The following is a 21,121-nucleotide window of genomic DNA, read 5'->3' on the forward strand; positions in this document are numbered from 1 at the left end:
TGGGTTGATAGATAGAGCAGTAAAGAGCATTCGATGAAAAAGCAGCGAGCCTTTCTAAAATGGGCAGGCGGAAAATATGGCCTTGTGGAGGACATCCAAAAGCACCTACCGCCGGCTCGTAAACTCGTAGAACCTTTTGTCGGAGCGGGTTCCGTATTCCTCAATACGGATTATGAGCATTATCTTTTGGCCGATATCAATCCCGATTTGATCAACTTATACAATTTGCTCAAAGAGCAACCTGAGCTCTACATCAGTGAAGCAAAACGCTGGTTTACGCAAGAGAACAATCGTAAAGACGCTTACTTGAGCATCCGTAGTGAGTTCAACAAAACCGATGACGTGATGTTTCGCTCATTAGCGTTTCTCTACATGAACCGTTTTGGTTTCAATGGCTTATGCCGTTACAACAAAAAAGGCGGTTTCAATGTGCCTTTTGGTTCGTACAAACAACCGTATTTCCCTGAAGCGGAATTAGAGTTTTTTGCGGAGAAAGCGCAGAAAGCGACGTTTGTATGCGAAGGTTATCAAGAGACATTTCGTCGTGCACGCAAAGGGTGTGTGGTGTATTGCGATCCACCGTATGCGCCACTTTCAAATACAGCCAATTTTACGTCATACGCAGGGAATGGTTTCACATTGGATGATCAAGCTGCCTTAGCGGATATTGCGGAAAAAACCGCGAGCGAAAGAGGCATTCCAGTACTTATTTCAAACCACGACACCAAACTGACACGCCGTTTGTATCATGGTGCGGAGCTGAATGTCGTTAAGGTCAAGCGCACTATCAGCCGTAACGGCGGTGGGCGTAACAAAGTGGATGAACTAATGGCGCTTTTCCACAAGCCAGACATCAGTTAACCCCATCGATTCATTCTCTACATTCACACTATTTCACCGAAATGGTGGATCTCCACACTGGCTTCGGTAAAATTGCGCGCACATTGGTTTGCTGTTTTGCTCGTGATTACTGAGGTCAGGTATGAAAGATTTTCTTATTGCTCCATCCATTTTGTCTGCAGATTTTGCTCGTCTAGGTGAAGATGTTGAAAAAGTCTTGGCGGCTGGGGCGGATGTTGTCCATTTCGATGTGATGGATAACCACTATGTTCCGAACCTCACTTTCGGCGCGCCGGTGTGTAAAGCGCTACGTGATTATGGCATTACCGCGCCGATTGATGTGCATTTGATGGTCAAACCGGTCGATCGCATCATTCCCGATTTTGCCAAAGCGGGTGCGTCGATGATCACCTTCCATATCGAAGCGTCTGAGCATGTCGATCGAACCTTGCAATTGATCAAAGAGCACGGCTGTAAAGCGGGTGTTGTACTTAACCCTGCGACGCCGTTGGCGCACCTAGAATTCATCATGGATAAAGTGGATCTCATTTTATTAATGTCGGTGAACCCTGGCTTTGGTGGGCAGTCATTCATTCCTCACACTTTGGATAAGCTGCGTGCAGTACGTAAGATGATTGATGCGACTGGGCGTGATATCCGCTTGGAGATTGATGGTGGTGTGAAAGTGGATAACATTCGTGAAATCGCCGAAGCGGGTGCGGATATGTTTGTTGCAGGTTCAGCCATTTTTGGCCAACCAGATTATAAAGCCGTGATTGACGAAATGCGTGCAGAGTTGGCTAAAGCGTAAATTCCAGAAGCGAGGTTGCTAGATGAGTAGCTTCCTCGCATTCTAGTTTTCTAGTTTTCTAGTTTTCTAGTTTTCTAGTTTTCTAGTTTTCTAGTTTTCTAGTTTTCTAGTTTTCTAGTTTTCTAGTTTTCTAGCTCCCTAGCTCCCTAGCTCCCTAGCTCCCTAGCTCCCTAGCTCCCTGGTCCCTATCTTCCTCGCTCTCGGTTGTTTAAAAATACTCCTTGCTTAAACTGAGCCCTTTCTGTACTATTTGCCGTCCTTAAACTCGGTCAATAACCCTTAGTTCCTTGCTTCCTCTGGATGACTGAGCCAAATGTGGAAGCTAATAATCCGTAAGGAGCAAACAATGCGTCATTACGAAATCGTATTCATGGTGCACCCTGATCAAAGCGAGCAAGTTGCTGGCATGATCGAGCGTTACACAGGTTCTATCACTGAAGCTGGCGGTAAAATCCACCGTCTAGAAGACTGGGGTCGTCGTCAACTGGCTTACCCAATCAACAAGCTTCACAAAGCTCACTACGTTCTAATGAACGTTGAAGCGGACCAAGCTGTAATCGATGAGCTAGAAACTGCTTTCCGTTACAACGATGCAGTTCTACGCAACATGATCATGCGTACTAAAGCAGCTATCACTGAGCCTTCAATCATGCTTAAGCAGAAAGAAGAACGCGCTCCTCGTCGTGAAGCTGAAGCGAAAGAATTCGCTGCTGAGTAATTGATTTTATGACCAATCGAATGGAGCTGAGCGGCACTGTCGTGAAAGATCCGATTCGAAGCCAAAGCCCTGCTGGAATCTCACATTGTCGATTTTGGCTCGAGCATCGCTCGGTAGTGGTTGAGGCGGATTTACCAAGACAAGTTTTCTGTCGAATGCCAGTGGTTGTCAGCGGTAAAGGGTCACAAGACATAACTCAACAAATAGTTTTGGGCAGTAACATTAAGGTAAGTGGCTTTGTTGCTTATCAGACCGGCCGAAATGGCGTAGGTAAATTGGTGTTACATGCCGATGACATAATTCATATTTAAGATCAGGAGATAGCCCATGGCTCGTTTCTTCCGTCGTCGTAAATTCTGCCGTTTCACTGCAGAAGGCGTACAAGAGATTGATTACAAAGACGTAGCAACTCTTAAAAACTACATCACTGAAGCTGGTAAAATCGTACCTAGCCGTATCACTGGTACTAGCGCTAAGTATCAGCGTCAACTAGCTCGCGCGATCAAGCGTTCTCGTTACCTAGCTCTACTACCGTACACTGATAAGCATCAGTAATCGGTACCGTTTATTAAGAAAGAGGATTAAACAATGCAAGTTATTCTACTTGATAAAATCGGTAACCTAGGTAGCCTTGGTGACACAGTAAACGTTAAGTCTGGTTACGCTCGTAACTTCCTTATCCCTCAGGGTAAAGCAGTTATGGCAACTAAAGGCAACGTTGAAATGTTTGAAGCTCGTCGTGCTGAACTTGAAGCAAAAGTTGCTGAGCAACTAGCTTCTGCAGAAGCTCGCGCTGAGAAAGTAAACGCTCTAGAAGCAGTAGTTATCGCTTCTAAAGCTGGTGACGAAGGTAAACTGTTCGGTTCTATCGGTACTCGTGACATCGCTGATGCAATCACTGCAGCTGGCGTTGAAGTTGTTAAGAGCGAAGTTCGCCTTCCTGAAGGTGCTCTACGTACAACTGGTGAGTTCGAAATCAGCGTTCAACTTCACTCTGAAGTATTCGCGACAGTTAAACTACAAGTTGTTGCTGAGTAATATTCAGTATCAAGACGAAATTTTAAAGCACCTCTCTGAGGTGCTTTTTTTATTGCTTGAGTTTATCGTATCAGAGGATTGAGATTAGAAAGCAAACAGCAGATTGACAGAGAACACGCTGTCAGCTTTGCTTAGACCATCGGGCACTCGGTCGTGGTATTGGCGAGAGTGGGCGATCTTAAGGGCAATGTCTTCGGTAATGTTATTGGTCAAACTTAAATCACTGTCGGTTCGCGTATTGCTGTGACCACTGACGACCGTAATATCGGCCGAGAGACGCAAATTCTCTAACGCTTGCCAACTGGTTTTTAAATTGCCACGGAAAATCCCTTCTTCGACGATTTCAGGGAAAATAATGTCATCGTCATCAATTTCATCCAGATTGGGCTCTTGATAACGAAAGCCAGGACCGAATTCGAACTCAAGTACAAAGGTATCCGTACTGGCAAACTGATAACCCAAACCCGCTGAAATTGTGTAGTCTTTGAAGTACGCACTGTAGCGTGAATCAATGCCTTTAAAGCTGCCGTAAAGGTAGGTCTTAGGGGATAACTTGTAGTCAGATTGCAGGCTGTAAGTTGACGTGCGCTTATCTTCTTCGCCATCTTTGTATAAATTGTAGAATTTCCACTCTCCATTTGAGCGGTGGCGACCTTCCGTGTATTCCCCACTGAGCCGTGCGTTGAGCGCTTGAGAATCCGAGTTGCCTGAGTGAGCTTGATAGCCAAACTCTACTTCACTTTTCCACGGAGAGGGAAGGGCGATGTCCTTATCCAAATTATCTTCAGCATAAGCAGTTAGGCTAACGGCATATAGACCTAACGACAGAAACCAGCGATTGGACACGAACACCTCTTATAATGTGAGCTTATGGCTCAGGATAGTACGAACATACGAGAATAGGTGCGTCAGCCTAAAGTTAAAACTTGTCAGATGGGCAACAAACTCTGCATGCGGAGGCGCGCATCTTAAACCATTTTGAGTATAATGACGCTAAATATAAGTTACAGAGTGTAGTCATGGCGGATAATCGAAAACGCAAAATTCCGGATAGCCAAGTAGATGCAATAAAAGTTCCTCCTCATTCCTTAGAAGCTGAGCAATCGGTGCTTGGTGGTTTGTTATTGGATAATGAACGTTGGGATACGGTTGCTGAGCGTGTGGTCAGCAAGGATTTTTATAGTCGTCCCCACCGTTTGATTTTCGATGCCATTAAAAGCATTTTGGAAGAGAACAAGCCGCTGGATCTGATTACCCTGTCCGAGCATTTAGAACGCCGTGAGCAGTTGGAAGATGTCGGTGGTTTTGCGTACCTTGCCGATTTGGCGAAGAACACGCCAAGTGCTGCCAACATTAATGCCTATGCTGATATCGTTGCTGAGCGAGCTTTAGTACGTAATCTGATCAGTGTGGCCAATGAAATTGCGGACGCGGGTTATGATCCTCAAGGCCGTAGTTCGGAAGATCTGCTCGATCTCGCTGAGAGTAAAGTATTCGCCATCGCGGAAGAACGCACCAGCGAAAACGAAGGCCCACAAAATGTCGATTCCATTCTAGAGAAAACCTTAGAACGTATCGAGCTACTGTACAAGAGCCCGCAAGATGGTGTCACCGGGGTGGATACTGGCTTTACGGATCTGAATAAGAAAACCGCAGGCTTGCAAGGCTCTGACCTTATCATTGTCGCCGCACGTCCATCGATGGGTAAAACCACCTTTGCAATGAACTTGTGTGAAAACGCCGCGATGGATCAAGACAAGCCTGTGCTTATTTTCTCACTGGAGATGCCCGCGGAACAAATCATGATGCGTATGTTGGCCTCTTTGTCTCGTGTTGACCAAACCAAGATCCGTACCGGTCAGCTGGACGATGAGGATTGGGCGCGTATTTCTTCGACCATGGGTATTTTGATGGAGAAGAAGAACATGTACATCGATGACAGCTCTGGTCTAACGCCAACGGAAGTGCGTTCACGTGCGCGTCGTGTGGCGCGTGAGCATGGTGGTTTATCGATGATCATGGTCGACTACCTTCAATTGATGCGCGTGCCAGCTCTCTCGGATAACCGTACTTTGGAAATTGCGGAGATTTCTCGCTCACTGAAAGCATTGGCGAAAGAGCTGAATGTACCCGTGGTGGCCCTGTCGCAGTTGAACCGCTCGCTAGAGCAACGGGCAGACAAACGTCCTGTGAACTCGGATCTGCGTGAATCTGGCTCTATCGAGCAGGACGCCGACTTAATCATGTTCATCTATCGAGACGAAGTATATAACCCTGACAGCGCGCTGAAAGGTACGGCGGAGATCATTATTGGTAAGCAGCGTAACGGTCCTATCGGTTCGGTGCGGCTGACATTCCAAGGACACTGGTCTCGCTTTGACAATTATGCAGGCCCGGCGTTTGATGATGAGTAACACGATGAATTACATGAAAGCCGCCACGGCTTGTATTGACCTTGTGGCTTTGCAACACAATTTGCAGTTGATCAAACAGCAAGCCCCGCACAGTAAGTTGATGGCGGTGGTTAAGGCAAATGGTTATGGTCATGGTTTGCGTCACGTCGCTAAGCATGCGGTTGGTGCTGATGCCTTTGGGGTTGCGCGAATTGAAGAAGCGCTACAACTGCGAGCGTGTGGTGTTGTTAAACCCATCTTGCTTTTAGAAGGATTTTACTCGTCGGGTGATTTGCCTGTCTTGGTGACCAATAACATTCAAACGGTGGTGCACTGTGAAGAGCAACTGCGCGATTTGGAAAATGCTGAGCTGGAAACGCCTGTAGTGGTTTGGCTGAAAATCGACAGCGGTATGCATCGTTTAGGGGTTCGTCCTGAGCAATATCAAGCGTTTGTTGAGCGTTTGCATCAGTGTCCGAATGTGGCCAAGCCTTTGCGCTATATGAGCCACTTTGGTTGTGCTGATGAGATGAATAACGAGATGACGCCGAAACAAATCGAGCTATTTTTATCGCTGACTCGAGGTTGCAAAGGTGAGCGCTCACTCGCAGCTTCCGCAGGATTACTGGCTTGGCAAGAAAGTCAATTGGAGTGGGTGCGACCGGGTATCATTATGTATGGTGTTTCTCCATTTGGTGACAAGACCGCCTCCGAGTTAGGCTACAAACCAGTGATGACCTTAAAGTCTCATTTAATTGCGGTTCGAGATGTCAAAGCGGGCGAGTCAGTGGGATATGGCGCAACTTGGATCAGCGAACGCGATACCAAAGTAGGGGTAATTGCTATTGGTTATGGTGATGGCTACCCACGAACCGCACCCAACGGAACTCCCGTGTTGGTCAATGGCCGTAAGGTGCCGATTGCCGGTCGAGTCTCTATGGATATGCTCACCGTGGATCTCGGCCCCGACGCAACCGATCATGTCGGTGATGAGGCGATTCTTTGGGGCGCAGATTTACCAGCGGAAGACGTGGCGCAGCATATCGGCACCATCGCTTATGAGTTAGTGACTAAACTTACTTCACGCGTTGAAATGTCTTATAGCGAATAAATCAATAATGAAATCAAAACCTGTTTTTCGCTTGGTGGTTGCGGCAACTGGCTTGTGCGCTCTGCCAACTTGGGCTGATGGTTGGCCAAGTTGGTCTCCAGAAACGGCCGTGGTTCCTTACTATTTTGTCAGTGATAGCATGGGTAATACTCTGGGTGTCGCTGGACTTGCAAAGCACGTAGGGCAAGCTAATGCTTCTGTGTTAGGTACCGCGCTTTATTCTGACAAAGGAAGCTATGTCACTTATCTTTCGGCAACAAATTACCAAGTGGGTGATTTCTGGTTGCTCGGTGCGGAAAGCTATCAGGGGAAGTTTGTTGATTACGACTATTACCTTGGAGCTAACGCCAGTAATGATTCAACAGCGGCCGATCGAACGATAGCGACAGGTAAAGAATCAATCACGCGTTTCTCCTTCCGCTATATTGTGCCTTGGGGGCATGCGGCGTTTCGTGGAGCGCGTGCGGCATTAGAACCCACTCGGCAAATTAAAGGCTTCTCGCCAGATCGCAGTGGCATCACCACCATTGAGTTTCAGCCGTTTCATACCTCTCGAGAGATTAACGCGATTGCTGGCCAAGATAGCGACTCTAGCGGGCTCAGTTTGAAGTTGGATTGGGATAACCGAAATGATGTTCGCAACCCTACTCAAGGCTTTCGCACTCGACTGGACATCACCTACGCAGATGAAAACTGGGGCAATGACAGCGATTGGTTGAAGTATGAGTATTCCAGTAGTGGCTTTTGGAATCTCGGTGGTGTCGATGATCTTCTCGACCAACAAGTGTTTGCGTTTAACTTCTATATTGCCGATACGCCTACTTGGAATAATTGTAATACTCAAACATGTCAAAGACCGCCAGAGTTTGATCAGGTAAGTCTAGGTGGTTTATACCGATTGAGAAGTTTTTCCTCTGGGCGTTTTCATGGCAAATCGGCCATCAACTACAGCGCTGAGTACCGTGTTTTACCCAAATGGCAACCTTTGGATGATATTCCAGTGCTGAATATCTACGATATCCCTTGGTGGCAATGGGTCGCTTTTGTCGATATGGGACGAGTGAGCGACGAAAGCAGTTTCTCTGAACTGCACAGCGATATGCAGTGGAGCGCAGGTGGTGCCGTGCGTTTTCAAGTGGAAGGCATTGTGGTGCGAGCCGAAATGGCATGGGGAAGTGAAGAGAGCCTTTTTCGTGTCATGGTCAATCAGCCGTTTTAACGTTTGCCACACCTTATCATCACTCAAGCCGAGCTATTTGCTCGGCTTGTTTTTTATTCCCCATAGAGCGTGGCCATTATACGACGTTGTCCACCATGATCTCGATGTTCGCCTAAGTAGATCCCTTGCCAAGTACCTAACGCTAAACGCCCCTGAGAGATTGGAATAGTGAGATGGCATCCTAATGTTGAGGCTTTTATGTGGGCGGGCATATCATCATCGCCTTCATAATCATGCTGATAGTAAGGGGCCCTTTCAGGAACAAAGCGATTAAAGTGTTGCTCCATATCATGTCGAACGGTGGGGTCTGCGTTCTCATTGATGGTCAAACTGGCTGAGGTATGTTGGATAAAAAGATGTAACAAACCAACGGATAATTTTGATAGTTCTGGTAATTGTTGTTCAATTTCATCAGTGATCAGATGAAAGCCACGCTTTCGGACGGGTAGGGTTAAACACTTCTGATACCACATATCTCATTCCTTATAATCTATTTGGCAAATGGATAATTCAACGCTATCTTTGGTTGCAGCGTATTAGAGAGACAACACACTATAGTGAGCCATTATGCTAAGTGGCTTGCTCAAAACAGAAACGGTTTACGTGACTTAACTCAAAGAGCGCGCAGCACGAGTGCGTCATAATTGCACTCTGAAAAAAAATTACAAACTTAAGGTTGTCTTGCACGAGAGTGCAGTCGACAATCACCATTATTTTTTGCTAAATCGGGGATTCCACCAGTTTTCGCTAGACTGTATGGAATAGAACCTACTGTAACATCGGGATAAATACCATGTTGAAAACTATTAATCCAACGCAAACACAAGCTTGGAACGCGCTGACAGCGCATTTTGAATCTGCACAAGATATGGATCTGAAAGATCTTTTCGCTCAAGACGCAGCGCGTTTTGATAAGTTCTCAGCACGTTTTGGCAGTGATATTCTTGTCGATTACTCAAAGAACCTTATCAACGAAGAAACGTTAAAACACCTATTCGCACTAGCGAAAGAAACGGAACTAAGTGCTGCTATTAAAGCAATGTTTAGTGGTGAAGCGATCAACCAAACGGAAGGTCGCGCGGTGCTCCATACGGCGCTACGTAATCGCTCAAACCAGCCAGTCCTGGTTGATGGTGAAGACGTGATGCCAGCGGTAAACGCAGTACTTGAGAAAATGAAATCGTTCACTGACCGCGTTATTGGCGGTGAATGGAAAGGTTATACAGGTAAAGCGATCACAGATATCGTCAACATCGGCATTGGCGGTTCAGACCTCGGCCCTTACATGGTGACGGAAGCGCTTGCACCATACAAAAACCACCTAAACTTACACTTTGTTTCTAACGTTGATGGTACTCACATCGTTGAAACACTGAAGAAAGTCGATCCTGAGACAACACTCTTCTTGATCGCGTCTAAGACGTTCACGACTCAAGAAACCATGACAAACGCTCACACTGCGCGTGATTGGTTCCTAGCTACGGCTGGCGATCAAGCACACGTTGCTAAGCACTTTGCGGCACTTTCTACTAATGCTCCAGCGGTATCTGAGTTCGGTATCGACACAGATAACATGTTTGAGTTCTGGGACTGGGTTGGTGGTCGTTACTCTCTATGGTCAGCCATCGGTCTTTCTATTGCACTTGCTGTCGGTTATGACAACTTCATTGAGCTTCTAGAGGGTGCTCACGAGATGGACAACCATTTCGTCTCTACAGAGTTAGAAAGCAACATTCCTGTTATTCTTGCCCTGATTGGTATTTGGTACAACAACTTCCATGGCGCTGAGTCAGAAGCTATTCTACCTTACGACCAGTACATGCACCGCTTTGCGGCGTACTTCCAGCAAGGTAACATGGAGTCGAACGGCAAATACGTTGACCGCAATGGTAACCCAGTGACTTACCAAACTGGTCCAATTATCTGGGGTGAGCCTGGTACTAATGGTCAGCACGCGTTCTACCAACTGATCCACCAAGGCACCAAGCTGATCCCTTGTGACTTCATTGCACCGGCTGTGAGCCACAACCCAGCAGGTGACCACCACCAGAAACTGATGTCAAACTTCTTTGCACAAACAGAAGCGTTGGCATTTGGTAAAAATGAAGAAACCGTCAAAGCGGAATTGGTTAAAGCCGGTAAAAATGCAGAAGAAGTGGCGGCGATCGCCCCATTCAAGGTATTTGAAGGTAACCGTCCAACCAACTCTATCTTGGTTAAGCAAATCACCCCTCGCACACTGGGTAACCTGATCGCCATGTACGAGCACAAAATTTTTGTTCAAGGCGTTATTTGGAACATCTTCAGCTTTGACCAATGGGGTGTGGAGCTAGGTAAACAACTAGCAAACCAAATCCTACCTGAGCTAGCTGATGGTTCTGAAATCAGCTCACACGACAGCTCGACCAATGGTCTCATTAACGCATTTAAAGCTTTCAAAGCGTAATGTGCGAATAGAAAAACAAAGGTCAGCATTTGCTGACCTTTTTTATGTTCGTAATAGCGAAACAAAAAAGGTTGGCCAAAGCCAACCTTTCATTTATTGATTATTCGAAACAGATTTCGATGAACGCGTTACCCCATTGAGAGGAAAATGGCATGATGATGATCGAGCCTTCGCACTTGTGGCGAATCGTGTGACCTTTGCCTGAGACCACAACAGGTGTCGCCATATCAAAATCGAAGCCACTTTCAGCGAGAATACGTTTTGCTCCACCAGTAACCATATTGGTGATTTCACCCACCATATCGGTTACTTCTTCATTCAATCCATTTGGTCGCTCACCCAGCATGTTCTGCATGATTTCGAGCGCAAGCCCTTCATCAAAGGTAATTGACATCGAGCCGCGTGTTTGCGCCCCGACCATACCAATAAGGCCAGAAACATCACCACGGGCAATCTCATCTTTTTTGATTCGTGGTTTCTGAGGCTTCAATTCCAGTGAAGCCATCGTTTTTAGAACATTCATTAGAGATGCTAAAAACGGGTTTACAAATTCAGCGCGCATAACGTTCTTCTATATCTTTATTCTTTCACTCTGAGAGACAAGTTTTACAGGTACCGTGAGTTTCGATCACTTGATTGGTCAATTTAAAGCCGTATTTCTCAGCATTATTGGCCAACAAGGATATCAGTGTATCATCCTGAAGTTCAACGACATCCCCACATTTATCACAAATAAGTAATTGGAAAAAATGTTGGTTTGCGTTGCAAGAGCAGCAGGAGATAAAACTGTTGGTCGATTCAACCCGATGAATAAAGCCCTGCTCCATTAAAAATTCCAAAGCGCGATAGACGGTAGGAGGTTTGGCTTGAGGTTCGCTCTCCTTGAGCTGCTCCAGTAATTCATAAGCGCTGGAGGCTCTTGAGTTTGAACAAATCAGTTCAAAAACTCGCTTACGTTGCGGAGTCAGTCGGACTCCTCGTGCCGAACATATGCCTTCTATTTGCTCAACTAGTGTCTGGTCCAAAGCTTTCACCATAATGATTGGACTTTCTTAATAATAAACTATTTCTATACGAAGATCGTTGAGAAACCGATAAAAATCCAAATAAGCTTTTATCTTTGTCACAAACGGTCAGTGTTCGCCCAACAATAAAACGAAACCTGACTCAGGTAAAGCGAGTGTAGCGCATCCCGACATGAACCATTACAATATCGGACCAAAATTTTGATATGAAGCCAACCCGAATAATTAACCGTGCAAAATATGAGCACTTTGCGCCGTTACTTATGCGGATTGCTTCGGCTCCTTTGTTGTTAAGGTAAATACTTATGACTCACTCTTGTCGTCTTTCTGTCGCTCCTATGCTCGATTGGACCGATCGCCATTGTCGTTACTTTCATCGCTTGATGACGAAAGAAACCTTGCTCTATACCGAAATGATTACGACTGGAGCAATTATTCATGGGAAAGGGGACTTCCTTGCTTATAACCAAGAAGAGCATCCTGTCGCGTTGCAGTTGGGTGGTTCAAACCCTCAAGATCTTGCCACTTGTGCCAAGTTAGCAGCAGAGCGAGGCTATGACGAAGTAAACCTGAATGTCGGTTGCCCGTCAGATCGTGTCCAGAATGGACGTTTTGGTGCTTGTCTTATGGCTGAGCCTCAATTGGTTGCGGATTGTGTCGCTGCAATGAAAGAGGTCGTGGATATTCCGGTGACGGTGAAAACCCGTATTGGTATCGATGATCAAGACTCTTACGAGTTTCTCACTGACTTTGTCTCCATTGTTTCTGAAAAAGGTGGCTGCGAACAGTTTACTATCCATGCGCGTAAAGCATGGCTGAGTGGCCTAAGCCCGAAAGAAAACCGTGAGATTCCACCACTGGATTACCCACGAGCTTACCAACTGAAGAAAGACTTCTCTCATTTGACGATTGCAATTAACGGTGGCGTGAAATCCTTAGAAGAAGCGAAAGAACACCTACAACATCTAGATGGCGTGATGATCGGTCGCGAAGCATATCAAAGTCCTTACTTACTCGCGTCAGTGGACCAAGAGTTGTTTGGCAGCCAATCGCCGATTAAGAAGCGACGTCAGATCGTGGAAGAAATGTATCCTTACATCGAGCAGCAGCTTGCCAACGGTGCTTACCTTGGCCATATGACTCGTCACATGCTAGGGCTATTCCAAAATATGCCAGGTGCACGTCAATGGCGTCGCCATATCAGTGAGAATGCCCACAAACCAGGCTCTGGTATTGAAGTGTTGCAGCAGGCTTTAGCCAAAATACCGCAAGAATTGGATGTGTAAATTTCACCATTAGGTGGTAAAAATCACCAAGTTACGCTTTATCTTGAAGCCCTTAGCTTTTGTGTTTAAGGGCTTTTTCTTTATTTTTTAAATGGTTATTTGAATTTGAAAAGTTGGTACAGATTCTGCTCCTTACAAGAAAACAAAGGAGATAGATGATGTTAGAGCTGATTTTTATTTTGGTTTTCGCAGCAACCTTGTTGGTGACGGGGATTACAATGATGACAGTGTTTGCTGCTACAGGTATTGCGCTGGTGGTGATGATTTTGCTCGGCATGCTCGGGTTTGTTTTGAAGTTATTGCCTTGGTTAATTGTTATCGCCGTGGCTATCTGGTTTTTTAAGCATGTGGTCGCGCAGCCCAGATACAAATCGTAATTGGAGCGGATTTTGTTGAGTGTGTGAGCTGAGATTGTGATAGGATCCCCGCTCAGCTCATCCAAGGTTAACTCAGTAAAATCGGAGTATTACTCTCATGCGTAATAAAATCGCCACCATTTGTGCACTATTGGCGCCATTAGGCCTGTTTTCTGCGACCTGCCAAGCCAGTGTAGAAACGACGGTAGGCGCCGAATTTTGGAATGTGAAAACGAAAGTCAACGAAGTTGACCGTGATCGTGCTGCTACTGGGAGTTATTACGCATCTATTGAGCATGAAGTGAAATATTTGCCAGACATGCGTGTGCGTTACTCTTCGATTGATGCCGATTACATGGCATTCGATAAGTTGGATCTGACGCTTTACTTTAATCTGCTTGAGCACGATTTGATGCACTTTGATGCGGGTATTACCTTTAGCGATTTGAGCAACACCAAGTATCTCAATGTTGCGGACTTAGCCGAAGGCGAGTCTTCGTTTGATGAGATGATTTGGGCTTGGTATGGCTACGGTGAAATTAACGTACCAAAAACCAATTTTGATGTGATTGGTGAGATGAACTTTGGTAACAACAAAGGCATCAAGAGTACAGATTTGATGGCAGGTATGCAGTATCGATTGCCTTTTGAGGGTTCGGAAGTGGCTTTACGTGCGGGTTACCGCGTGATTGACTTGGAAGCCGATGCTTTCGCTTCCTCTTTAGGTAAATCATTTATCTTCGCCCATGGCTGGTTTTTAGGAGCGCAATACCGCTTTTAATCACTAATGAGAATTTAGAAAGGCCGCTATGTTATAAGCGGCCTTTTTTTATATCTCTTATCTATAAAATACGGCAAATAATTCGCATTGGTGGCAAATTCGTCCATGCTTATTGATGTCATCATCAAAAGTCAGACAGGGACAGTGTATGACCATTACCGAGTTAAGAAACTTATATCGAGAGAAGCAGTTGGTTGAGGCGATCATTGAACCTTCCATACAAGAGGGGGCATGGGTGGTGGAGTTCCGCCATGCGAGAGGTGGCTTTGTTTTGCTGACAGACAGCCATGGCGAAGAGTGCCAGTATCAAGATCTTGATGAAGCGTCCAAATCCGCAATGGCGGTCGGCTTTCAACAAGTCAGAGTGGAAACCCGCTGATCTCTCAGGCTTTGCTTACTTCCAAAAAGTTATAAAACATTCACTTCTATTCTTTCTTGTTATTAAAAAGAGTGGTTAATCTATCGTCACGCAATGAATAGGGATGTCGTGACTATGTCTTCTCAAAAGAAAGTGTCATCAGGAAACACTACTCCATCAGGATTGGCTGGCTTAGCTAGCCCACTCAACGATCAACAAATTAATCTATTACAGCAGATTTCAGATTTATCACCGCAGCAATTGGCTTGGGTGAGTGGCTACTTTTGGGGATTGTCGCAAAGTGCCGCGCCATCCGCTGTCACGCCTATCGCTCAAGCGGTTTCGGCTGTGGCCGCTAAACCCGCAGGAAAACTGACGATTATCTTTGCTTCTCAAACAGGCAACGCCAAAGGGGTTGCTGAAGCGCTAGAGCAAGAGGCAAAAGCAGAAGGTATTGCTGTTCAGCTATTTGATGCGAGCGATTACAAAGGTAAAAACTTAGCCAATGAAACTCATGTCATTATTGTCGCGTCCACCAATGGTGAAGGTGAAGCGCCAGATAACGCTATCGAGCTGCACGAGTTTCTCCAGTCAAAGAAAGCCCCCAAATTACCAAACCTGCAATACGGTGTGATTGGTTTAGGGGATTCAAGCTATGAATTCTTCTGTCAGACGGGCAAAGATTTCGATTCGTATCTTGCCAAGCTTGGTGCGACGCCATTCATCGAACGTGTCGATTGCGATGTCGACTATGATGCATCCGCAGCGCAGTGGCGAAAACAGGCGCTAGAAAAAGTAAAAGATGCTTTGTCTGCGGGAGTTGAAGCTGACGTGGTTCAATTGCCAGTCGCGCAATTGGCTGCGGGGCATGCTCTCTATACTAAGCAAAAACCTTATGCTGCGACGCTGCTGACCAGCCAAAAAATCACAGGCCGAGATTCAGGTAAAGACGTTCGTCACGTTGAAATTGACCTAGCAGGCTCCGGAATCACTTATCAGCCGGGAGATGCCTTAGGGGTGTGGTTTGAGAATAGTGGTGAGTTAGCCAATCAAGTGCTAGCCAAAGTGGGATTGTCTGGGGTGGAAAGCGTTGATGTGGACGGTGAAAGCCTCTCTATTCACAGTGCTTTGGTGAGTAAGTTTGAAATTACTTCTTCTAATCCTCAACAAGTCGAAAAGTTTGCCCAGCTTTCCGGTAGCAAAAAGCTGCTAAAACTGGTGGAAGAGAAAGACAAGCTGCGTGAGTACGCAGGTAATACTCAGCTTGTGGACCTGTTAGCGGAAAAGCAAACCAAACTTACGGCAGAGGAGTTGGTGGGGCTACTGCGTCGCCTTACTCCAAGGCTTTACTCCATTGCCTCGAGCCAAACGGAAGTGGATGAAGAAGTTCATCTCACCGTTGGTTTGGTTGAATACGATGTTAAAGGTGAGAAACGTTTTGGAGGCGCTTCTGGTTATTTAGCGCAACGTCTAGAAGAAGGTGAGCAAGTAAAAGTATTTGTAGAGAACAACAATAACTTCAAGTTGCCAGCAGACGATAACGTCCCAGTCATCATGGTTGGGCCTGGTACGGGTATTGCACCTTTCCGCAGTTTCATCCAAGAGCGTGATAACCGCGGTGCAGAAGGCAAAAACTGGTTGTTCTTTGGTGATCGTACCTTTACGCAAGATTTCCTCTACCAGGTTGAATGGCAGAAGTATCTGAAATCCGGCCTGCTGACGAAACTCGATGTCGCTTTTAGTCGTGACCAAGCAGAGAAAGTCTATGTGCAGCAACGCATCTTAGAAAATGCAGCGCAAGTATGGCAGTGGATTCAAGAAGGCGCTTATCTCTACGTCTGTGGTGATGCGAACCGAATGGCAAAAGATGTTCATCAAGCCTTTGTCGCAGTCGCAGAGCAAGAGGGCAAGATGTCACGCGATGACGCAGAAGAATTTATTAACGACTTACGTAAAGCAAAACGTTATCAAAGGGATGTGTACTAATGACTTTTTCTATTGAAAATAATAAGCAGGTTGTATTAGGCGAAGAATTAGGAAAGTTGTCTGATAACGAACGCCTTAAAACGCAGAGTAACTTCCTACGTGGCACGATAGAGCAAGATCTACAAGACCGAATCACGGGCGGATTTACCGCGGATAACTTCCAGTTGATTCGTTTCCACGGTATGTATCAGCAGGATGACCGTGATATTCGTAACGAGCGCGCAAAACAGAAACTAGAGCCTCTACATAACGTTATGCTACGTGCACGTATGCCTGGTGGTATCATTACACCCAAACAATGGTTAGCGATTGACAAGTTTGCTACCGAGCATTCACTTTATGGCAGCATTCGTCTGACCACACGTCAAACGTTCCAGTTTCACGGTGTGCTTAAGCCGAACATTAAGCTAATGCACCAAACGTTAAACAGTATTGGTATTGATTCAATCGCTACCGCTGGTGATGTTAACCGTAATGTCTTGTGTACCACCAATCCGGTTGAATCTGAGCTGCATCAAGAAGCCTACGAGTGGGCGAAAAAAATCAGTGAGCATTTACTGCCTAAGACAAAAGCGTATGCCGAAATTTGGTTAGACGGTGAGAAAGTTGAAACCACGGAAGACGATGAGCCGATCCTAGGTAAAACTTACTTACCGCGTAAGTTTAAAACGACCGTTGTGATCCCTCCGCAAAATGATGTGGACGTTCATGCGAACGACCTCAATTTTGTGGCGATTGCTGAAAAGGGCAAATTGATTGGCTTTAACGTGCTAGTGGGCGGCGGTTTGGCGATGACACATGGTGATACATCGACTTACCCACGTCGTGCCGATGATTTCGGCTACATTCCACTAGAGAAAACGCTGGATGTCGCTGCTGCAGTCGTCACGACGCAACGTGATTGGGGAAATCGCTCGAATCGTAAAAATGCTAAAACCAAGTACACCTTAGATCGCGTAGGTACGGATGTCTTTAAAGCGGAAGTCGAAAAGCGTGCTGGGATTAAGTTTGAGGTTAGCCGCCCTTATGAGTTCACCGAGCGCGGCGATCGCATTGGTTGGGTTGAAGGGATTGATGGTAAGCACCATCTCACCCTGTTTATTGAGAATGGTCGTTTACTCGATTATCCTGGTAAACCACTGAAAACAGGTGTGGCAGAAATCGCTAAAATCCATAAAGGTGATTTCCGTATGACGGCCAACCAAAACTTAATTGTGGCAGGAGTCTCCAAGAGCAACAAAGCCAAAATTGAGAAGTTGGCGCGAGAACATGGTTTGATGGATGAGGGTGTCAGCGAGCAACGCAAAAACGCTATGGCGTGTGTGGCGTTTCCAACCTGTCCGCTGGCAATGGCAGAAGCGGAGCGTTTCCTACCTCAGTTTGTGACGGATGTTGAAGGGATTCTGGACAAGCATGGTTTAGATAAAGAAGACAACATCATTTTGCGAGTCACGGGCTGTCCTAATGGTTGTGGTCGTGCAATGTTGGCGGAAATCGGTTTGGTGGGCAAAGCGCCAGGACGCTATAATCTACATCTAGGTGGCAACCGCGGTGGTACGCGAGTTCCAAAAATGTATAAAGAGAACATCACTGACAAACAGATCTTAGAAGAGATTGATCAGCTTGTTGGTCGCTGGGCAAACGAACGCCTTCCTAACGAATGCTTTGGCGATTTCACTGTTCGTGTTGGCATTATTGAAGAAGTCATCATTTCTAAAAGGGATTTCTATGCTTGATTCTGTTGCTTCAACGCTGCAGCTATCAGAATTACTCTCGTTAACCAAGGCGGAGCAAAGTATCCGCCTTGCCGAAATCAACGTTGAGTTAGAGATGCTGTCAGCTCAAGAGAGGGTCGCTTGGGCTCTGCAAAATTTGGAAGGGGCACACGCTGTTTCGTCGAGTTTTGGGATTCAAGCGGCTGTCATGCTGCATTTGGTATCGAAGCAGCAAGCCGATATTCCCGTCATTTTGACCGATACGGGCTACCTATTTCCTGAAACGTATCAATTTATTGATGAGTTAACTAAATCTCTAAACCTAAACCTTAAAGTATACCGAGCGAATGAGAGTGCAAACTGGCAGGAAGCTCGATACGGTAAACTGTGGGAGCAAGGTATAGAAGGAATAGAAAAATACAACAAGCTTAATAAAGTCGAACCTATGCGTCGTGCACTGAATGAGCTTAATGTTAAAACCTGGTTTTCCGGATTACGCCGAGAGCAATCTCAGTCCCGAGCAGGCCTACCTATTCTGTCGATACAAAATGGAGTGTTTAAATTCTTGCCTGTAGTTGATTGGAGTAACAAAGACGTACACTACTATTTAAAAGAACATGGTCTTTCATATCATCCCCTTTGGGAGCAGGGCTATCTTTCTGTAGGAGATACGCATACAACTCAAAAATGGGAGCCAGGGATGAGTGAAGAAGAAACTCGTTTCTTTGGCTTGAAGCGTGAGTGTGGACTTCACGAAGAAGATAATGAACAAGATGGTTCTGGTATTTAATAATAGAGAAGCTCAAAGGCCGCAGATGCGGCCTTTTTATTTAGCTACAAAACGGACGTTGTGGATAACCTTGTGGGTATTTTGTTGGTTTGTTTTGGGTAAAGTTGGATAAATGGCGCTTTGAATGGATTTTGTTCGCTTAGGCTTTGTTTTTGTAATTTTTTCAAAATAACACTTGCCAATGTGAGCGGGATCTCTATAATGCCACCTCATCGACAGGGCAAGGGCTCACAAGGGTTTCAAGCTTGTTCGATAGGCCAGAAAGAAAAATGAAATAATTTTGAAAAAGTGTTTGACACTGAAAATTATCTCGCTAGAATGGCCGCCTCTTCCGAAGTGATGTGATTCACAAAAGAAGAAAGCTCTTTAACAATATAAACCTATCAATCTGTGTGGGCACTCGTTGATGATAATCCAAAAGATTTATCAATGAACTGAGTGACCAAAACGATACTAAGTATCGGCACAGTCAATTTATTCAGTATTCATTGAGCCGAAGCGAAAGCTTCAAAAACTTTTAATTGAAGAGTTTGATCATGGCTCAGATTGAACGCTGGCGGCAGGCCTAACACATGCAAGTCGAGCGGCAGCACAGAGAAACTTGTTTCTCGGGTGGCGAGCGGCGGACGGGTGAGTAATGCCTGGGAAATTGCCCTGATGTGGGGGATAACCATTGGAAACGATGGCTAATACCGCATGATGCCTACGGGCCAAAGAGGGGGACCTTCGGGCCTCTCGCGTCAGGATATGCCCAGGTGGGATTAGCTAGTTGGTGAGGTAAGGGCTCACCAAGGCGACGATCCCTAGCTGGTCTGAGAGGATGATCAGCCACACTGGAACTGAGACACGGTCCAGACTCCTACGGGAGGCAGCAGTGGGGAATATTGCACAATGGGCGCAAGCCTGATGCAGCCATGCCGCGTGTGTGAAGAAGGCCTTCGGGTTGTAAAGCACTTTCAGTTGTGAGGAAGGTGGTGTCGTTAATAGCGGCATCATTTGACGTTAGCAACAGAAGAAGCACCGGCTAACTCCGTGCCAGCAGCCGCGGTAATACGGAGGGTGCGAGCGTTAATCGGAATTACTGGGCGTAAAGCGCATGCAGGTGGTTTGTTAAGTCAGATGTGAAAGCCCGGGGCTCAACCTCGGAACTGCATTTGAAACTGGCAGACTAGAGTACTGTAGAGGGGGGTAGAATTTCAGGTGTAGCGGTGAAATGCGTAGAGATCTGAAGGAATACCGGTGGCGAAGGCGGCCCCCTGGACAGATACTGACACTCAGATGCGAAAGCGTGGGGAGCAAACAGGATTAGATACCCTGGTAGTCCACGCTGTAAACGATGTCTACTTGGAGGTTGTGGCCTTGAGCCGTGGCTTTCGGAGCTAACGCGTTAAGTAGACCGCCTGGGGAGTACGGTCGCAAGATTAAAACTCAAATGAATTGACGGGGGCCCGCACAAGCGGTGGAGCATGTGGTTTAATTCGATGCAACGCGAAGAACCTTACCTACTCTTGACATCCAGAGAAGCCAGCGGAGACGCAGGTGTGCCTTCGGGAACTCTGAGACAGGTGCTGCATGGCTGTCGTCAGCTCGTGTTGTGAAATGTTGGGTTAAGTCCCGCAACGAGCGCAACCCTTATCCTTGTTTGCCAGCGAGTAATGTCGGGAACTCCAGGGAGACTGCCGGTGATAAACCGGAGGAAGGTGGGGACGACGTCAAGTCATCATGGCCCTTACGAGTAGGGCTACACACGTGCTACAATGGCGCATACAGAGGGCGGCCAACTTGCGAAAGTGAGCGAATCCCAAAAAGTGCGTCGTAGTCCGGATTGGAGTCTGCAACTCGACTCCATGAAGTCGGAATCGCTAGTAATCGTGGATCAGAATGCCACGGTGAATACGTTCCCGGGCCTTGTACACACCGCCCGTCACACCATGGGAGTGGGCTGCAAAAGAAGTGGGTAGTTTAACCTTCGGGAGGACGCTCACCACTTTGTGGTTCATGACTGGGGTGAAGTCGTAACAAGGTAGCGCTAGGGGAACCTGGCGCTGGATCACCTCCTTATACGATGATTATTGCGATGAGTGTTCACACAGATTGATATGGTTTAGAAAGTTTAGAGTATCTTAGTGTCCCGTTCGTCTAGAGGCCTAGGACACCGCCCTTTCACGGCGGTAACAGGGGTTCGACTCCCCTACGGGATACCATCTTTAAGCATTCTTGCGAGTGTGTTTAAAAATGGTTTCGAAAG

General features: G+C 46.4%; 21 protein-coding genes, 1 tRNA gene and 1 rRNA gene. 19 read left to right on the plus strand and 4 right to left on the minus strand.

The features are described from left to right. Window positions 1-33: 33 nt before the first annotated feature. The 6 genes from VV1_RS06580 to rplI all read left to right on the plus strand — a co-directional run bounded on the left by VV1_RS06580 (window position 34) and on the right by rplI (window position 3,407). Window positions 34-861 carry a Dam family site-specific DNA-(adenine-N6)-methyltransferase gene (locus tag VV1_RS06580; protein ID WP_011079360.1) on the plus strand — a complete coding sequence of 276 codons (828 nt, stop codon included), beginning with the start codon at window positions 34-36 and terminating at the stop codon, window positions 859-861. 121 nt (window positions 862-982) lie between these two features. Next, entirely contained in the window at window positions 983-1,651 is a 669-nt protein-coding gene (gene rpe, locus VV1_RS06585) for a ribulose-phosphate 3-epimerase (RefSeq protein ID WP_011079361.1), read from the plus strand. Window positions 1,652-1,997: 346 nt separating this feature from the next. Beyond that, entirely contained in the window at window positions 1,998-2,369 is a 372-nt protein-coding gene (rpsF, locus tag VV1_RS06590; protein WP_011079362.1) for a 30S ribosomal protein S6, read from the plus strand. Between the two features lie 8 nt (window positions 2,370-2,377). Then, window positions 2,378-2,680, plus strand: a complete 303-nt coding sequence (gene priB, locus VV1_RS06595) for a primosomal replication protein N (RefSeq protein WP_011079363.1) — start codon at window positions 2,378-2,380, stop codon at window positions 2,678-2,680. Window positions 2,681-2,696: 16 nt separating this feature from the next. Then, on the plus strand, window positions 2,697-2,924 hold the full coding sequence (gene rpsR, locus VV1_RS06600; RefSeq protein ID WP_000090472.1) for a 30S ribosomal protein S18: 228 nt from the start codon (window positions 2,697-2,699) through the stop codon (window positions 2,922-2,924). Between the two features lie 33 nt (window positions 2,925-2,957). Beyond that, window positions 2,958-3,407, plus strand: a complete 450-nt coding sequence (rplI, locus tag VV1_RS06605) for a 50S ribosomal protein L9 (RefSeq protein WP_011079364.1) — start codon at window positions 2,958-2,960, stop codon at window positions 3,405-3,407. An 84-nt stretch (window positions 3,408-3,491) separates the two neighbouring features. Here the strand turns inward: rplI and VV1_RS06610 are convergent, their stop codons facing one another. Then, window positions 3,492-4,253: a DUF481 domain-containing protein gene (locus VV1_RS06610; protein ID WP_013571038.1), complete on the minus strand. Its 762-nt coding sequence runs from the start codon at window positions 4,251-4,253 to the stop codon at window positions 3,492-3,494. A gap of 173 nt (window positions 4,254-4,426) precedes the next feature. Here VV1_RS06610 and VV1_RS06615 point away from each other — a divergent pair, with 173 nt between their 5' ends. From VV1_RS06615 to VV1_RS06625, 3 genes are read left to right on the plus strand one after another with little or no spacing between them, the layout of a single operon-like run. Then, window positions 4,427-5,821 (plus strand): replicative DNA helicase, encoded by a 1,395-nt coding sequence (locus VV1_RS06615; RefSeq protein ID WP_043920935.1) that lies wholly within the window; start codon window positions 4,427-4,429, stop codon window positions 5,819-5,821. Continuing rightward, entirely contained in the window at window positions 5,793-6,911 is a 1,119-nt protein-coding gene (gene alr, locus VV1_RS06620; protein WP_011151272.1) for an alanine racemase, read from the plus strand. The genes VV1_RS06615 and alr overlap by 29 nt, the downstream gene beginning before the upstream one ends. Window positions 6,912-6,918: 7 nt before the next feature. Continuing rightward, window positions 6,919-8,130 (plus strand): BamA/TamA family outer membrane protein, encoded by a 1,212-nt coding sequence (locus tag VV1_RS06625; RefSeq protein ID WP_011079368.1) that lies wholly within the window; start codon window positions 6,919-6,921, stop codon window positions 8,128-8,130. A gap of 53 nt (window positions 8,131-8,183) precedes the next feature. Here the strand turns inward: VV1_RS06625 and VV1_RS06630 are convergent, their stop codons facing one another. Continuing rightward, the gene (locus tag VV1_RS06630) at window positions 8,184-8,603 is read right to left on the minus strand and encodes a secondary thiamine-phosphate synthase enzyme YjbQ (protein ID WP_011079369.1); all 420 of its coding nucleotides are present in this window, start codon (window positions 8,601-8,603) and stop codon (window positions 8,184-8,186) included. Window positions 8,604-8,923: 320 nt separating this feature from the next. On the opposite strand from VV1_RS06630, the gene pgi reads away from it, so the two are divergent. After that, window positions 8,924-10,576 (plus strand): glucose-6-phosphate isomerase, encoded by a 1,653-nt coding sequence (pgi, locus tag VV1_RS06635; protein ID WP_011079370.1) that lies wholly within the window; start codon window positions 8,924-8,926, stop codon window positions 10,574-10,576. A 100-nt stretch (window positions 10,577-10,676) separates the two neighbouring features. Here pgi and VV1_RS06640 read toward each other — a convergent pair whose 3' ends face one another. Next, window positions 10,677-11,138: a chemotaxis protein CheX gene (locus VV1_RS06640; RefSeq protein WP_011079371.1), complete on the minus strand. Its 462-nt coding sequence runs from the start codon at window positions 11,136-11,138 to the stop codon at window positions 10,677-10,679. A 25-nt stretch (window positions 11,139-11,163) separates the two neighbouring features. Then, window positions 11,164-11,613 carry a zinc uptake transcriptional repressor Zur gene (zur, locus tag VV1_RS06645; protein WP_011151269.1) on the minus strand — a complete coding sequence of 150 codons (450 nt, stop codon included), beginning with the start codon at window positions 11,611-11,613 and terminating at the stop codon, window positions 11,164-11,166. A gap of 293 nt (window positions 11,614-11,906) precedes the next feature. Here zur and dusA point away from each other — a divergent pair, with 293 nt between their 5' ends. The 9 genes from dusA to VV1_RS06690 all read left to right on the plus strand — a co-directional run bounded on the left by dusA (window position 11,907) and on the right by VV1_RS06690 (window position 21,077). Next, on the plus strand, window positions 11,907-12,887 hold the full coding sequence (gene dusA / locus VV1_RS06650) for a tRNA dihydrouridine(20/20a) synthase DusA (RefSeq protein ID WP_011079372.1): 981 nt from the start codon (window positions 11,907-11,909) through the stop codon (window positions 12,885-12,887). A gap of 158 nt (window positions 12,888-13,045) precedes the next feature. Next, window positions 13,046-13,264: an envelope stress response protein PspG gene (gene pspG, locus VV1_RS06655; RefSeq protein ID WP_011151268.1), complete on the plus strand. Its 219-nt coding sequence runs from the start codon at window positions 13,046-13,048 to the stop codon at window positions 13,262-13,264. A 97-nt stretch (window positions 13,265-13,361) separates the two neighbouring features. Then, on the plus strand, window positions 13,362-14,024 hold the full coding sequence (locus VV1_RS06660) for a TIGR04219 family outer membrane beta-barrel protein (protein WP_011079374.1): 663 nt from the start codon (window positions 13,362-13,364) through the stop codon (window positions 14,022-14,024). A gap of 148 nt (window positions 14,025-14,172) precedes the next feature. Then, entirely contained in the window at window positions 14,173-14,403 is a 231-nt protein-coding gene (locus VV1_RS06665) for a hypothetical protein (protein ID WP_011079375.1), read from the plus strand. Window positions 14,404-14,496: 93 nt separating this feature from the next. Beyond that, window positions 14,497-16,368, plus strand: a complete 1,872-nt coding sequence (locus tag VV1_RS06670; protein ID WP_011079376.1) for an assimilatory sulfite reductase (NADPH) flavoprotein subunit — start codon at window positions 14,497-14,499, stop codon at window positions 16,366-16,368. Continuing rightward, on the plus strand, window positions 16,368-18,104 hold the full coding sequence (gene cysI, locus VV1_RS06675) for an assimilatory sulfite reductase (NADPH) hemoprotein subunit (protein WP_011079377.1): 1,737 nt from the start codon (window positions 16,368-16,370) through the stop codon (window positions 18,102-18,104). Before VV1_RS06670 ends, cysI begins: the two co-directional genes overlap by 1 nt. Beyond that, on the plus strand, window positions 18,097-18,873 hold the full coding sequence (locus tag VV1_RS06680; RefSeq protein WP_011079378.1) for a phosphoadenylyl-sulfate reductase: 777 nt from the start codon (window positions 18,097-18,099) through the stop codon (window positions 18,871-18,873). Before cysI ends, VV1_RS06680 begins: the two co-directional genes overlap by 8 nt. A 518-nt stretch (window positions 18,874-19,391) precedes the next feature. After that, a 16S ribosomal RNA gene (locus VV1_RS06685) occupies window positions 19,392-20,934 on the plus strand. Window positions 20,935-21,001: 67 nt separating this feature from the next. After that, a tRNA-Glu gene (locus VV1_RS06690) sits at window positions 21,002-21,077 on the plus strand. The last annotated feature ends 44 nt before the right edge of the window (window positions 21,078-21,121 follow it).

Origin of the sequence: Vibrio vulnificus CMCP6, from assembly GCF_000039765.1 — a bacterium.
GTDB classification, from domain to species: domain Bacteria; phylum Pseudomonadota; class Gammaproteobacteria; order Enterobacterales; family Vibrionaceae; genus Vibrio; species Vibrio vulnificus_B.

Excerpts from the sequence above, each read along its gene's own strand:
- VV1_RS06625 (WP_011079368.1), top strand. The coding sequence starts at position 6,919 with ATGAAATCAAAACCTGTTTTTCGCTTGGTGGTTGCGGCAACTGGCTTG.
- VV1_RS06580 (WP_011079360.1), top strand. The coding sequence starts at position 34 with ATGAAAAAGCAGCGAGCCTTTCTAAAATGGGCAGGCGGAAAATATGGC.
- dusA (WP_011079372.1), top strand. The coding sequence starts at position 11,907 with ATGACTCACTCTTGTCGTCTTTCTGTCGCTCCTATGCTCGATTGGACC.
- VV1_RS06640 (WP_011079371.1), bottom strand. The coding sequence starts at position 11,138 with ATGCGCGCTGAATTTGTAAACCCGTTTTTAGCATCTCTAATGAATGTT.
- VV1_RS06680 (WP_011079378.1), top strand. The coding sequence starts at position 18,097 with ATGCTTGATTCTGTTGCTTCAACGCTGCAGCTATCAGAATTACTCTCG.
- rpe (WP_011079361.1), top strand. The coding sequence starts at position 983 with ATGAAAGATTTTCTTATTGCTCCATCCATTTTGTCTGCAGATTTTGCT.
- rpsF (WP_011079362.1), top strand. The coding sequence starts at position 1,998 with ATGCGTCATTACGAAATCGTATTCATGGTGCACCCTGATCAAAGCGAG.
- alr (WP_011151272.1), top strand. The coding sequence starts at position 5,793 with ATGCAGGCCCGGCGTTTGATGATGAGTAACACGATGAATTACATGAAA.
- VV1_RS06665 (WP_011079375.1), top strand. The coding sequence starts at position 14,173 with ATGACCATTACCGAGTTAAGAAACTTATATCGAGAGAAGCAGTTGGTT.
- VV1_RS06670 (WP_011079376.1), top strand. The coding sequence starts at position 14,497 with ATGAATAGGGATGTCGTGACTATGTCTTCTCAAAAGAAAGTGTCATCA.
- pspG (WP_011151268.1), top strand. The coding sequence starts at position 13,046 with ATGTTAGAGCTGATTTTTATTTTGGTTTTCGCAGCAACCTTGTTGGTG.
- VV1_RS06615 (WP_043920935.1), top strand. The coding sequence starts at position 4,427 with ATGGCGGATAATCGAAAACGCAAAATTCCGGATAGCCAAGTAGATGCA.
- cysI (WP_011079377.1), top strand. The coding sequence starts at position 16,368 with ATGACTTTTTCTATTGAAAATAATAAGCAGGTTGTATTAGGCGAAGAA.
- priB (WP_011079363.1), top strand. The coding sequence starts at position 2,378 with ATGACCAATCGAATGGAGCTGAGCGGCACTGTCGTGAAAGATCCGATT.
- VV1_RS06630 (WP_011079369.1), bottom strand. The coding sequence starts at position 8,603 with ATGTGGTATCAGAAGTGTTTAACCCTACCCGTCCGAAAGCGTGGCTTT.
- rplI (WP_011079364.1), top strand. The coding sequence starts at position 2,958 with ATGCAAGTTATTCTACTTGATAAAATCGGTAACCTAGGTAGCCTTGGT.
- rpsR (WP_000090472.1), top strand. The coding sequence starts at position 2,697 with ATGGCTCGTTTCTTCCGTCGTCGTAAATTCTGCCGTTTCACTGCAGAA.
- zur (WP_011151269.1), bottom strand. The coding sequence starts at position 11,613 with ATGGTGAAAGCTTTGGACCAGACACTAGTTGAGCAAATAGAAGGCATA.
- pgi (WP_011079370.1), top strand. The coding sequence starts at position 8,924 with ATGTTGAAAACTATTAATCCAACGCAAACACAAGCTTGGAACGCGCTG.
- VV1_RS06660 (WP_011079374.1), top strand. The coding sequence starts at position 13,362 with ATGCGTAATAAAATCGCCACCATTTGTGCACTATTGGCGCCATTAGGC.